Genomic DNA, 13,284 nt, shown 5'->3' on the forward strand with positions numbered 1-13,284 from the left:
CACCCAGCTGACCGACGGCGCCGGCGCCGCCCGCGCCCTGGCCGAAGGCCGCCCCGCCATCGTCGAGGCCCGCGACGACGAAGCCTTCCGCCGCGCCCTGGCCGACCTGGGCGCCGCCGGGCGGGCCGTCGGCGTGGTCAGCGGCCACAACTATTCCTCGGGCGACGACGTGCGCCTGACCGTCTACGCCCCGGCCCTCGCGCACCGCCTCCCCGTCTGGACCACGGGCACCGAGACCTGGCTCCGCGCCCACGGCACCCGGCTGATGCTGGGCTGCCGACCGGAGCACTGGGACGTGGCGTCCCGGCACTACACCCCCGACGCGCTCCACCGCGCCGCCGCCGAGGCGGTGCCCGGCGCGGTACCGCTCGGGGACCTCACCGAGGACGAGGCGCGGCTCGCCCGCGCGCGGTACGGACTCGACCTCGCCCCTCCCGCCGCCGACGACGCCCGGCATCCCCTCACGCTGCGGCTGCTCGCCGAGGTACGGCACGCCATGCCCGGGGGAGCGCCAGGGACGCCGGGCCGGGAGGAGGTCTTCGCCGCCCACCTCGACCTGATGTGTCTGCGGGTGGCCGTACGGATCGCCGCCGGAACCCGCCCCGTCCCGCGCGGCACCGCCGTCCGCAGGCTGGCCACGCGCGTCGCCGGGCAGATCCACGAGGCGGCCCGCAGATGCCTGGGGCCCGGGGAGGGCGAGCTGGACCGCGGCTCCTTCGAGGAGCTGTTCCCCTGGCGGACCGGCTGGGCCTCCGCCGTCCTGACCGAGGGCCTCCTCGCCCCGGCCGGTTCCGGCTACCGCTTCGGCCACGAGGAGCTCGCCGACTGGATCCAGGGCGCCCACCTGGACGTCGACGGCGCCCTGCGCGTGCTCGCCGAGGTCACCCCGCCCGCCCCCGCCCGCCCGGGCTCCCCGCACGCGGCCCCGCCACAGCACCCCCTGCCCGTACCGCGTCACCGGATCGGGCCCGTCGTGCAGGCCCTGCTCCTGATGGACCGCGAACACGGCCCCGACGCGCTCGGACTCCGTCTGACCGGTCTCGCCGACACCCTGGACCGGCTCCGCGCCGACGGCCGCGCGGCCACCGACACCGGCTGGTGGGCCTCCCGGCTCCTCGCCCAGACCCTGCTCCGCCTCCCCGACCCCCGGCCCTACCTCCCGGTCCTCCGCCACCTCGCCGACCGGCTGGGCGCCCCCCGGCCGGCCCCGCTCCCCGGGGAGGGGATCCCCCAGCCGCGTCCCGCGCCCGAGGCCCGGCCCCAGGCCGACGCCCCGCACGCCGACACCTCGCCCGCACCGCGCTCCCACCTCTCCGGGCCGGCCGCCCCCGTCTTCGGGCCCGCGTTCTGGGAGGCGCTGCGGGTCGGGGAGGGGGAGCGGATCGACCTGCTCCGGAGAGTCGTGCCGGCCGACCCGCCCGTCGGCGCGACCACGGCGCCCCGGTTCCTCGACGTCGTCGCAGAACGCCTCGTCGCCGAGCCCCGTGGCGTACAGCCGCTGCTCTGCCGCTGGTTCGGCGACGGACGAGCCCTCGCCGCCGCCCCGTACGCCACCGTCGGCACCGCCGCGCAGGCCCTGCTCCACACCCATCGGCACCTGGCCGTCGACGACTTGTGCGAGGCGCTCGTCGCCACCGCCCATCCGCTCGCCGAAGGGCTGCTCACCGCGCTCACCGAGGACGAGCCGTCGGCCGTCTGCCGGGCCGTCGACCGCTGGGCCCACGACGACGGCCGGCCCGCGCGCCGCGCCGCGGCCGCCACGTACGGCAGCCTGGTCGCCCCGCACGCCACGACCGGCCCGGACCGCGAGCTCCTCCGGTACGCCGCCCTCGCCCTGCTCGCCCGCCCCGGCGACGCCGCCCTGCACGGCCCCGCCCTCGGCCTCCTCGTCCGCGACCCGCACACCCGCTCCCGCCATCTGCCCCGCGCCCTGACCCACCCCCGCGTCCCCGCCGACGCCCTCGCCGCCGCGCTCGCCACCCACCCCGAACCCGTCCTCGCGGCCCTCCAGGCCCGGCTGCACGGACCCGGCGAGGCCGCCGGAGAGACCCTGCGCGCGCTCGCCGAGGTCACCACGCCCGCCCTCGCCCGGCGCGCGGCCGCCGTCGTCGGCGCGTACATCGACCGCCACCCCGACGGCGCCCGTCATGCCGCCGCCTTCGTCGACCGCCGCCTCGAACACGGTCCCGCGGCCCGAGCCGTCCTGTTCCCCCTGGTCACCGGCCTGCTCCGGGGCCGGCCCGTCCAGGTCCGCAGCGCCCTCGCCCCCGTGCTCGCCGCGCCGGGCACGGGGGCCTCCCGCCTCCTGCGCACCGAACTCCTCGACGTACTCCTCGACCACGAGCGGTACGCGGCGCGGGACCTCACCGTGCTCGACGCCCTGCTGCGCGCCGCCGCCCTCGGCTGCGAGAGGCGCCCGGAGGTCCGCACCCGGGACCTCGTCCACCGCGCCGCCCTCCTCCTCGTCCGTACCGCCGAGGGGGCCACCTGCTGCGACCGGCGACTCGTCGAGCTCGCCCGCGAAGTGCCCGCGTTCGCCGTACAGCTGGCCCGCTGGATCGCCGACGCTCCCGACGACTGGTCCGTGCTGATCGGCCCGGTCGCCCGCCGTACGGTCCAGAGCATCGGCAGGTCCATGCCGATGCGAGGAGAAGGCCGTGGGCATGGCAGTCTTAGACCGGCGTAATCGGCGAACAGGCGGACGAGGAGCGGTCACAGTGCAGCGCTGGCGTGGCTTGGAGGACATCCCCCAGGACTGGGGGCGCAGCGTCGTCACCATCGGCTCCTACGACGGGGTGCACCGCGGGCACCAGCTGATCATCGGCAGGGCCGTGGAGCGCGCCCGCGAGCTGGGCGTGCCCTCGGTCGTGGTCACCTTCGAGCCGCACCCCTCCGAGGTCGTGCGGCCCGGCAGCCACCCCCCGCTGCTCGCCCCGCACCCCCGCCGCGCCGAGCTGATGGCGGGGCTGGGCGTGGACGCGGTCCTCGTCCTGCCGTTCACGGCCGATTTCTCGCAGCTCTCCCCGGCCGACTTCATCGTGAAGGTCCTCGTCGACAAGCTGCACGCCAAGGCCGTCATCGAGGGCCCGAACTTCCGCTTCGGCCACCGCGCCGCGGGCAACGTCGCCTACCTCGCCGAACTCGGCGCCACCTACGACTACGAGGTCGAGGTCATCGACCTCTTCGTGAGCGGCACGGCGGGCGGCGGGGAGCCGTTCTCCTCCACGCTCACCCGCCGGCTCGTCGCCGAGGGCGATGTGGAGGGCGCCGCCGAGATCCTCGGACGCCCGCACCGCGTCGAGGGCATCGTGGTCCGCGGCGCCCAGCGCGGCCGCGAGCTCGGCTTCCCCACGGCCAACGTCGAGACCCTGCCGCACACCGCGATCCCCGCGGACGGCGTGTACGCCGGCTGGCTGACCGCCGCCGGGGAGCGCATGCCGGCCGCGATCTCGGTCGGCACGAACCCGCAGTTCGACGGGACGGAGCGGACGGTCGAGGCGTACGCCATCGACCGCGAGGGCCTGGACCTGTACGGCCTGCACGTGGCCGTCGACTTCCTGGCGTACGTCCGCGGCATGCTCAAGTTCGAGACCCTGGACGATCTGCTCGAAGCGATGGCCGGGGACGTGAAGCAGGCCCGCGAGCTCACCGCGGTGTACGACAGGAAGAACTGACCCGCCGTCCCCCGGCCGGGGTCGGCGCGTCAGACCGTCTTCGCGCCGTCGGTCACCCAGTGGCAGGCCACCTCCCGCGTACCGCCGCCGCCGAGCACCGGCAGGTCCTCGCCACGGCAGCGGTCCGCGACCGCCGAGGCCTCGCCCGAGGCGAGGACCTGGCAGCGGGCGTGGAAGCGGCACCCGGACGGGATCCGGGCCGGGTCCGGCGGCTCGCCCGCCAGCACCACAGACGCTCCCTCGGACTCCGGCAGCACCGACAGCAGCGCCCTGGTGTAAGGGTGCTGAGGGGCTGTCAGGACGGACTCCACCGTGCCCGTCTCCACGATCCGCCCCAGGTACATCACCGCCACGCGGTCCGCGATGTTCCACGCGAGGCCGAGGTCGTGCGTCACGACGAGCGCCGAGAGTCCCAGTTCGTCGCGGAGCCGCAGCAGCAGCGCCAGGATCTCGCCCCGTACCGACGCGTCCAGCGAGGCCACCGGCTCGTCCGCGACGATCAGCTCCGGCTGGAGGACCAGCGCGCCCGCGATGACGACACGCTGGCGCTGGCCCCCGGACAGCTCGTGCGGATAGCGCAGGAAGAACCGCTCCGGCGGGCGCAGACCGGCTCGGGACAGGGCCTCGGCGACGGCCGCCCGCTCGTCCCCGTCGTACCCGTGGATCCGCAGTCCCTCGGCCACCGCGTCGTACACGGTGTGCCGGGGGTTGAGCGAGCCGCTGGGGTCCTGCAGGACCAGCTGGGCGCGCCTGCGGTACGCCTTCAGGGCGCGGGAGGTGTACGCGAGCGGCACTCCGGCGAAGGCCACGGAGCCGGCCGTCGGCGGCACGAGTCCGAGCAGCGACCGCGCGAGCGTGGTCTTGCCGCACCCCGACTCGCCGACCAGGGCCACGATCTCCCCGGTGCCGATGTCGAGATCCACCCCGTCCACGGCCCGCGCGGGGGGAGCGCCCCGCCTCCCGGGGAAGGTGACGCGCAGCCCGCTCGCGGACAGCAGCGGACCGGCGGTCCTCGCCGCGCCGTCCGGGGGCGCCGAGGCTACCGACGCGCCCGAGCCCGAGCCTGCGCCCGCGCCCGCGTCGGCGCCCGCGCTCGTCGGTGCGGTGTCCGGTGTCAGCGGGTTCATGAGCCACTCCCTACGTGTACGCAGGCGGCGCGGCGTCCTGTGCCCGCCTCCCTCAGCTCCTGGTCCTGCTCCCCGCAGACCTCCACGGCCGCCGGACAGCGCGGATGGAAGGCGCATCCGGCCGGCAGATCGGCGGGGTCCGGCGGATCGCCCGGAAGGCCCCGCGGTGCCCGGCGTGACGCCGGGTCGCCGATCCTCGGGAAGGCCGAGGACAGGGCGCGCCCGTACGGGTGCTCCGCCGCGTCGTACACCTGACGCGCCGGGCCCTCCTCCACCACCCGCCCCGCGTACATCACCGCGAGCCGGTCGCAGGTGTCGGCGAGGACCGCCAGATCGTGACTGATCATCAGCAGGCTGATGCCGTCGTCGGCCACCAGACGCTCGATCAGCCGCAGGATCTGCGCCTGGATCATCACGTCGAGCGCCGTCGTCGGCTCGTCCGCCACGATCAGGCGCGGATCGCAGGCCAGCGCCATCGCGATCATCACGCGCTGCCGCTGCCCGCCGGACAGCTCGTGCGGATAGGCCGCCGCCCGCGCCGCCGGCAGGCCGACGTGCTCCAGGAGCTCCCCGACCCGCTTCCGTGCCTCCGCGGAAGTGGGCCGCCCGTGCACGAGCAGCGGCTCGGCGATCTGGTCGCCGATCCGCCGCACCGCGTTCAGCGAGTGCATCGCGCCCTGGAAGACGATCGACGCGCCCGCCCAGCGCACGGCCCGCAGCCGCCCCCACTTCATGGCGAGGACGTCCTCGCCGTCCAGCAGGATCTGCCCCGTCAGCCGCGCCGAGGCGGGCAGCAGGCGCAGCAGCGCCAGCGCCATCGTCGACTTGCCGCACCCGGACTCGCCCGCGACCCCGAGCTTCTGCCCGGCCTCCAGAGTGAGATCGATACCCCGTACGGCGGGGACGGCCGACGCCCCGGACCCGTACGTCACCGTCAGATTCCGTACGTCGAGCAGGCTCATCGCCCCACCCCCAGCTTCGGGTTCAGCACGGACTCGACCGCGCGCCCGCACAGCGTGAAGGCCAGCGCGACCAGTGCGATCGCGATCCCGGGCGGCGCGAGGTACCACCAGTGGCCCGACGAGACCGCGCCCGCCTCCCGGGCGTCCTGGAGCATGCCGCCCCAGGAGACCACCGTCGGATCGCCGAGGCCCAGGAAGGCGAGGGTCGCCTCGGTGAGGATGGCGGTCGAGATGCCGAGCGTGGTCTGGGCGAGGACCAGCGGCATCACGTTGGGCAGCACGTGCCGGCTCATGATGTGCCCGTGTCCACCGCCGAGCGCCGTGGCCCGCTCGATGTACGGACGGGACTCCACCGCGATCGTCTGGGCCCGCACGAGACGGGCCGTGGTCGGCCAGGTGGTGACGCCGATCGCGAGGATCACCGTCCACATCGAGCGGGACATCACGGTCGCGAGCACGATCGCGAGGACGAGGGTCGGCATGACGAGGAACCAGTCGGTGATGCGCATGACGACCGTCGAGAACCAGCCGCCGTAATGCCCGGCGATGATCCCGACCAGCGTGCCGATGGCGACCGAGAGCGCCGCCGCGAGCAGCCCGACGAGCAGCGAGATCCGCGCGCCCCAGACCAACAGCCCGAGCAGCGAACGCCCGAACTGGTCTGTTCCGAGCGGGAATTCGGCGCTCGGCGGCTCCATGGCCGTACCCGGCGCGTTCGTCACGGACTGCACGTCCGCGCCGACGATCAGCGGGGCGGCGAGCGCGATCAGGGCGATCAGGGCGAGCCCGGCGAGACCGTAGAGACCGGCGCGGTGGGTGCGGTACTGCTTCCAGAAGCGGGACACCGTACCGCGCCGGCGTTCCCAGGCCAGAGACGAGAGTGACGAGGAGGTCATCGGCCCACCCGGGGGTCGAGCAGCGGATAGAGCAGGTCGGCGATCAGGTTCATCACGATCATCGCGCCGGCGAAGACCACGAACAGGCCCTGGACCAGTGGCAGATCAGGCACGCTGAGCGCCTGGTAGAACAGCCCGCCGAGCCCGGGCCAGGAGAACACCGTCTCCACCAGGATCGAACCGGCCGCCACATGGCCGAGGTTGATGAAGACCATCGTCACCGTCGGCAGCAACGCGTTCGGTACGGCGTGCCGACGCCGTACGAGGTCGTCGCGCAGCCCCTTCGCCCGCGCCGTCGTCAGATAGTCGCTGCCCATCTCGTCGAGCAGCGAGGAGCGCATGACGAGCAGCGTCTGCGCGTAGCCGACCGCCACCAGGGTGACGACCGGCAGCACCATGTGGTGGGCGACGTCGAGGACGTAAGCGAAGCCGGTCTCACCCGCGCCCGACTCCATGCCGCCGGTAGGGAAGAGACCGGGGACCGGCCCCATGCCGACCGAGAAGACGATGATCAGAAGCAGACCGAGCCAGAACGAGGGCACGGACCACAGGGTCAGCGCGACGCCCGTGCTCACCTTGTCGCCGAGCCCGCCGTGGCGCCAGGCGGAGCGGGTGCCGAGCCAGAGGCCGAGCGCCGAGTAGATCACCACGGCGACACCGGTCAGCAGCAGCGTCGCCGGCAGCTTCGTCGCGATGAGATCGCCGACCGGGGCGTGGAACTGGTACGACGTGCCGAGATCGCCACTCAGCGCCTTGGCGCAGTAGTCGGTGAACTGCTGCCACAGCGGGAGATCGAGCCCGAACTGCCTCCGTAGTGTCGCCAGCTGCTCCGCCGAGGTGGGGATCCCGTGGGTCATCGCCTTGACCGGGTCACCGGGGATGATCCGGAACAGGAAGAAGCTGGTGACCAGGACGGCGAAGAGCGAGACGGCCGCGCCGCCCAGCTTCCCGGCCACGTAGCGGAGGTACTGGAGGGTCGTACCGGTGCGGGACGCGCCGTCCGTGGTGCGGGCCTTCTCGGTCCGCACCACGTCGACGGGGGTGCTTGCTGTCGTCACGTCGCCGCTCGTCTACTCGCGGTCGTCGGCGGTGGAGCGCCGCCGCATGCCGAGGAGGACGCCGATGCCGACCACGACCACCACGGCCGCTCCGATACCGAGGATCACACCGTCGGAGGACTTGCTCTCCGACCCGGCGGCGGTGGACGCCGGGGTCGGCACGGCCGACCACCAGCTCCAGTAGCCGTCCTGACCCCAGAGGTTGCCGGCGGCCGCCGGCATGGTCGTGATGGACTTGATCTGGTCCGAGCGGTACGCCTCCAGGGCGTTCGGGTAGGCCATGATGTTCATGTACCCGGTGTCGTACAGTCTCGACTGCATCTGCTTGACGAGATCCGCCCGCTTGGCGGCGTCGTACTCCGCCGACTGCTGCGCGTAGAGCGTGTCGAACTGCTTGTCGCAGATGAAGTTGTCGGTGGCGCCGGTGTCCTTCGGGGTCGCGGGCAGCGTGCCGCAGGTGTGGATCGACAGGACGTAGTCGGGGTCCGGGTTGACCGACCAGCCGTCGAAGGCGAGGTCGTAGTCGCCCTTGGTCCACGGATCGCCGACGTTGTCGAGGCACTCGACCCTCAGCCCGATGCCGAGCTCGCCCCACCACTCCTGGAGGTACTTCCCGACCGCCTTGTCGTTCGGGTCCGTGGCGTGACACAGGATCCGGAAGTCGAGCGACCTGCCGTCCTTGCCGACCCGCTTGCCCTCGCCGTTCTTCCTGTATCCGGCCTGGTCCAGGAGCCGCGCGGCCCTGGCCGGGTCGTAGGCGAGCTTCTGCGCGGCGCTCGGCTTCCAGAAGTACGAGCCGAAGCGCGGCGGGATGTAACCCTCGCCCTCGACGGCGTGGCCCTGGAAGACCTTGTCGACGATCGTGGTCCGGTCGACGGCGAGGAAGAGCGCCTTGCGGACCGCCGGGTCCAGGAGCGCCGGGTGGCCGTTGCCGAAGGTCTTGCCGTCCTTGGAGCGCGCGCCCGGGTTGGTGGCCAGGGCGAAGAACCGCCGGCCGGGAGCGTCGTTGACCTTGATGTTCTCGGCGGACTTCAACGCCGCGGCCTGAGCGGGCGTCAGGTTCGAGACGAAGGACACCTCGCCCTTCTGCAGCGCGGCGACGGCGGCGTCACCGTCCTTGTAGTACTTGAACACCAGCTCGTCGAACTTGGGTGCGCCTCGCCAGAAGCCCTTGTTCGGCTTCATCTTGATGTACTGGTCGACCTTGAAGTCCGTGATGACGAACGGTCCGTTGCCGACGATCGGGAACTGCTGGTCGTTGTTGAACTTCGAGAAGTCGCCGACCTTCTCCCAGACGTGCTTGGGCACGATCGGCACGTCCAGCGCCGTCATGGTGGCCTGCGGCTTCTTCAGCTCGATGACGAGGGTCCGCGGGTCGGGCGCGGTGACCTTCCTGAAGTTGGACGTGAAGCTGCCGTTCGCGGTGGCGGCGTTCGGGTCCGTCATCATCTTGTCGAAGGTCCAGGCGGCGTCCTCGGCGGTGGCCTTCCTCCCGTCGGACCACGTCGAGTCCTCACGGATCGTGTACGTCCAGGTGAGCTTGTCCGGCGAGGACGTCCACGCGGTCGCCAGCCCCGGGATCGCCCGGGCGTCGTCGGCGTCGTAGTTGGTCAGGTACTCGTACGCCAACCGGTGGATGCTGGTCGAGACGAGCTTCTGGGCGAGGAACGGGCTCAGCGAGTCGACGCTCTGCGAGACGGCGACGGTGAGGGTGGTGCCGCCGCTCTTGGCGTCGCCTTCGGCGGCCGGCGCGGCCTGGGCCGTGGCCTGGGGGACGGCCATGAGCGTGGCGGCGGCGACGCCTGCGGCGAGGAACAGCCGGGGCAGTCTTCGGGGGGTGGCGGGGCGGGGCGGGACCTTCGTGACCATGACCATAGGACGTACCTCGCGTCGTGGATCTTGGGCGCCAACTGGTGAAGCGAAGGTCTATCAGCGGTGGACAGCGTCGTCAACGATGACTCAAACCCCTTGTGGGCTGCGGGAATGCAATGAGGCTCCGCACCGGGGAGCCGGTGCGGAGCCTCATTGGTCTACTCCTGTGATGCCTTACTGCTGAGGGGCTGGCGGAGCCTGCGGGGGCGTCTGCTGGGGCTGCTGCGGCCATCCGGCGGGAGGCATGGGAGCGTTCGGATCCGCTTGCGCCTGCGGTGGTACGGGCTGCGCGGGAGGCTGCTGCTCCCACCCCTGGGCGGAGCCGGGCTGACCGTACTGGGGCGGCTGTCCGGGCTGTCCCGGCTGAGGCGCGTACGGCTGCTGCGGGTAGGGCTGCGGCTGAGCCTGCGGGTACGGCTGGCCCTGCGGCTGCGGCTGCGGCTGCGGGTACGGCTGTGCCTGGGGGTACGGCTGGGGCGCGTACGGCTGACCCGGCTGGGGCGCGTACGGCTGACCGGGCGCGGGCTGGCCGGGCATCGGCTGCTGGCCTGGCATGGGCTGGCCGGGCATCGGCTGTCCCGGCATCGGCTGCTGTCCCGGCATGGGTTGACCGGGCATCGGCTGCTGGCCGGGCATCGGTGGAGCCGAGTTCGGCGGCACGCCGCCCTGGCCGTCGCCCGTCCACAGTCCCTGCACCTGCTGCGCCCGCGCGAAGTCCTCGGCGACCATCGCCGACAGGTTGAAGTACGCCTCGCGCGTCTTCGGCCGCATCATGTCGAGGTCGACCTCTGCGCCGGCCGACAGGTGCTCGTCGAACGGCACCACGATCACCCCGCGGCAACGGGTCTGGAAGTGCTGCACGATGTCGTCGACCTTGATCATCTTGCCGGTCTCGCGCACCCCGGAGATGACCGTGATCGAGCGCTGCACCAGGTCCGCGTACCCGTGGGCGGAGAGCCAGTCGAGCGTCGTCGAGGCGCTGGAGGCGCCGTCGACGGACGGGGTGGAGATGATGATCAGCTGGTCGGCGAGGTCCAGTACACCGCGCATCGCGCTGTAGAGCAGACCCGTACCGGAGTCGGTGAGGATGACCGGGTACTGCTTGCCCAGGACGTCGATCGCCCGCCGGTAGTCCTCGTCGTTGAACGTCGTCGAGACGGCCGGGTCCACGTCGTTGGCGATGATCTCCAGGCCGGAGGGCGCCTGCGAGGTGAAGCGGCGGATGTCCATGTACGAGTGGAGGTACGGGATCGCCTGCACGAGGTCACGGATGGTGGCCCCGGTCTCGCGCCGCACCCGGCGGCCGAGGGTGCCGGCGTCGGGGTTGGCGTCGATGGCGAGGATCTTGTCCTGCCGCTCGGTGGCCAGGGTCGCGCCGAGGGCGGTGGTCGTCGTGGTCTTGCCGACACCGCCCTTGAGGGAGATGACCGCGATCCGGTAGCAGGACAGGACCGGCGTACGGATGAGGTCGAGCTTCCGCTGTCGCTCGGCCTCCTCCTTCTTCCCGCCGAGCTTGAAGCGGGCGGAGGCGCCGGGGTTCCGGCTGGACTTGGCCTTCTGCTTGTTGTTGCGCAGCAGCCGGTCGGAGGAGAGCTCGACGGCGGCGGTGTATCCGAGCGGGGCACCCGGCACGGACCGTTCGCGCTGGTCGTGCGTCACCGGGGTGGGCCAGGCGGCACCGGTCCGCGGATCGACGGGCGCCTGCGGCGGAACCTGCGCCTCGGGCTGCGGCTGCCCCGGCTGGGGGAATCCGTATCCGCCCTGCTGCGGGAACCCGTACCCACCCTGCGCCTGCGGAGGGACGGGGGCGGGCTGCCCCTGAGCGGCCGGCACCTGACCGGCCTCCGGCTGACCGTGCTGGGGCTGCGGCTGCCCGGGCTGCGGGAATCCGTACCCGCCCTGAGGCGTCGGTGCCTGGGGTGCCTGGGGTGCCTGGGGTGCCTGGGGTGCCTGGGGTGCGGGCGGTTGCTGGGCCTGACCGGGCTGGGGGAATCCGTACCCGCCCTGGGGTGCGGGCGCGTCGGTCGCCTGCGGCGCGGGCGGCTGCTGCGGCTGCCCGGGCTGCGGGAATCCGTACCCGCCCTGAGGCGTCGGTGCCTGCGGTGCCTGCGGTGCCTGCGGTGCCTGCGGTGCGGGCGGCTGCTGCGGCTGCCCGGGCTGGGGGAATCCGTACCCGCCCTGCGGCGGAACGGGAGCCGGCGGCGTCTGCCAGGAGGCGGCGGCCGGCATCGGCGTGGCCGGCGCCGGCTGGTCGCCGGGCGGCACCGGCGCGGGCCACTGCGGCGCGGGCGTGGGCGCCGCGGGCTGGAACGACGGCGGCAGCGGCGGCAGTCCGGCCCCGTCCTGCGGCGCGGGCGCCGTGTGAACCGCGGGCGGCAACGGCGCCGGGACAGCGTCCTGGGGTGGCGTCGGGACAGCGTCCTGGGGTTCCGGCTGCGCGGGCTGCTCGGGCGCGAGGGTGGTCTGGGAGGCGGAGCCGGTCACGTCGCCCTCGGCGCGCCGGGTCGGCTCCGCGCCGTCGGCGACCTCATCGGCGGTGACCGGGCCGGCATCCGGGGCGTCCTCGGAGTCGTCGCCCTGAGCCGTCGGCTCCACCGGCCTCTCAGCTGCGGGCGCTGCGGGCGCTGCGGGCGCGCCGGGGTCCGCCGTACCGGAGACCGCGGTCGGCTTCGGCGTCGTCGTGCCGTCCTCCGCCCGCTCCGTGGAGGTCGCGTCACCGCTGCCGGCCGCCTCCGGGGACGCGGCCGGGCTCCCACCCTCCGTGGCCGACTGCGCCGCAGCCGCGCGGTCCGCGATCTCCGCCATCTCACGCTTCATGGCGGCGGGGGAGAAGCGCATGGTCGCGCCGCTGTCCAGATCACCGTTGCCGAAGGGCTCCGCAGCGGACGCCTCGACCGGCACCGGCGCCGGCGCGCTGTCAGCAGGCGTGCCCGCACCAGGCGGTACGGGCATGGCGGACGGAGCCGGCGTCGCGGGCGGGACCGGCGCCGCTGACGGAACGGGTGTCGCGGGCGGGACCGGCGTCGCGGACGCTACAGGCGTCGCGGGCGGGACCGGCATTCCGGGCGGTACAGGCATTCCGGGCGGTGCGGGCGGCACCGGTACGTTCGGCTGGAAGCCGCTTCCCGCGGGCAGGCCGGGCACGGCGACCGGTGCCCCCGCCGGCGGAGGCAGGGGCTGCTGCCCCGACGAACCGTCGGAGGTGTCGCCGGTCGCGCTCTGCGTGTACCAGGCGGGCGGCGTGTAGTCGATGGTGAACTCACCCGTCAGCTCTGCGGGATCCGCGTCGGACTCGTCGACGGGAAGGTTCCAGCTCCCGTGGATGTCGTCCCGATCGCTGTTCACTGTGCCTCCTGGTGTGGTCGAGCACCCTTGTGCCGTCGTGGGTGGGGGCCACCGTTCACATCCGATCGGCCCGGCTCTCCCCCTGGGACGCGGTGAACAAGCCCGAGGTTCTTCTGCCGCGCCCTGACCCACCCTAATCGCCCGCATCACCGCCAGGGCAGGCCCGTCTGCCCTCGGCGGCCGTCCCTTGCGTCACGCGTCGCCCTCAGGTGACGCCGGTACGGCAGAGCGTGAAGAATCGCAGGGGTCAAACCCATACAACTGCACACGAGTCCTAACCGAATCCGCCCATCCGGTGTGCGCGGCCCAACAATCCGGTCTCGGCGCCCCCGGTCTTCGGTCGAGCCTCA

8 protein-coding genes are annotated in these 13,284 nt (G+C 73.4%); 2 read left to right on the top strand and 6 right to left on the bottom strand.

What is annotated here, in order from left to right; all coding sequences use genetic code 11:
- Positions 1 to 2,686 (top strand): serine protease (locus tag ACFUJR_RS20460; RefSeq protein ID WP_383450616.1); only part of this gene is annotated, 2,686 nt, incomplete at its 5' end.
- 31 nt (positions 2,687 to 2,717) lie between these two features.
- A complete protein-coding gene (locus ACFUJR_RS20465) occupies positions 2,718 to 3,674 on the top strand; it encodes a bifunctional riboflavin kinase/FAD synthetase (RefSeq protein ID WP_383178777.1) in 957 nt (318 codons plus the stop codon).
- A gap of 29 nt (positions 3,675 to 3,703) precedes the next feature.
- On the opposite strand, the gene ACFUJR_RS20470 is transcribed toward ACFUJR_RS20465, so the two are convergent.
- The 6 genes from ACFUJR_RS20470 to ACFUJR_RS20495 all read right to left on the bottom strand — a co-directional run bounded on the left by ACFUJR_RS20470 (position 3,704) and on the right by ACFUJR_RS20495 (position 12,934).
- Positions 3,704 to 4,801 carry an ABC transporter ATP-binding protein gene (locus tag ACFUJR_RS20470; RefSeq protein ID WP_383178774.1) on the bottom strand — a complete coding sequence of 366 codons (1,098 nt, stop codon included), beginning with the start codon at positions 4,799 to 4,801 and terminating at the stop codon, positions 3,704 to 3,706.
- Positions 4,798 to 5,763, bottom strand: coding sequence for an ABC transporter ATP-binding protein (locus ACFUJR_RS20475; RefSeq protein ID WP_383178771.1), 966 nt, complete (start codon positions 5,761 to 5,763; stop codon positions 4,798 to 4,800). Before ACFUJR_RS20475 ends, ACFUJR_RS20470 begins: the two co-directional genes overlap by 4 nt.
- Positions 5,760 to 6,659, bottom strand: coding sequence for an ABC transporter permease (locus ACFUJR_RS20480; RefSeq protein WP_383178768.1), 900 nt, complete (start codon positions 6,657 to 6,659; stop codon positions 5,760 to 5,762). Before ACFUJR_RS20480 ends, ACFUJR_RS20475 begins: the two co-directional genes overlap by 4 nt.
- A complete protein-coding gene (locus ACFUJR_RS20485; RefSeq protein WP_383178765.1) occupies positions 6,656 to 7,717 on the bottom strand; it encodes an ABC transporter permease in 1,062 nt (353 codons plus the stop codon). Before ACFUJR_RS20485 ends, ACFUJR_RS20480 begins: the two co-directional genes overlap by 4 nt.
- 12 nt (positions 7,718 to 7,729) lie before the next feature.
- Positions 7,730 to 9,586 carry an ABC transporter substrate-binding protein gene (locus tag ACFUJR_RS20490; RefSeq protein ID WP_383178783.1) on the bottom strand — a complete coding sequence of 619 codons (1,857 nt, stop codon included), beginning with the start codon at positions 9,584 to 9,586 and terminating at the stop codon, positions 7,730 to 7,732.
- A gap of 177 nt (positions 9,587 to 9,763) precedes the next feature.
- A complete protein-coding gene (locus ACFUJR_RS20495; protein WP_383173301.1) occupies positions 9,764 to 12,934 on the bottom strand; it encodes an SCO5717 family growth-regulating ATPase in 3,171 nt (1,056 codons plus the stop codon).
- Positions 12,935 to 13,284: the final 350 nt, after the last annotated feature.

This window comes from Streptomyces sp. NPDC057271 (assembly GCF_042668715.1).
In the GTDB taxonomy this organism is placed as follows: Bacteria; Actinomycetota; Actinomycetes; order Streptomycetales; family Streptomycetaceae; genus Streptomyces.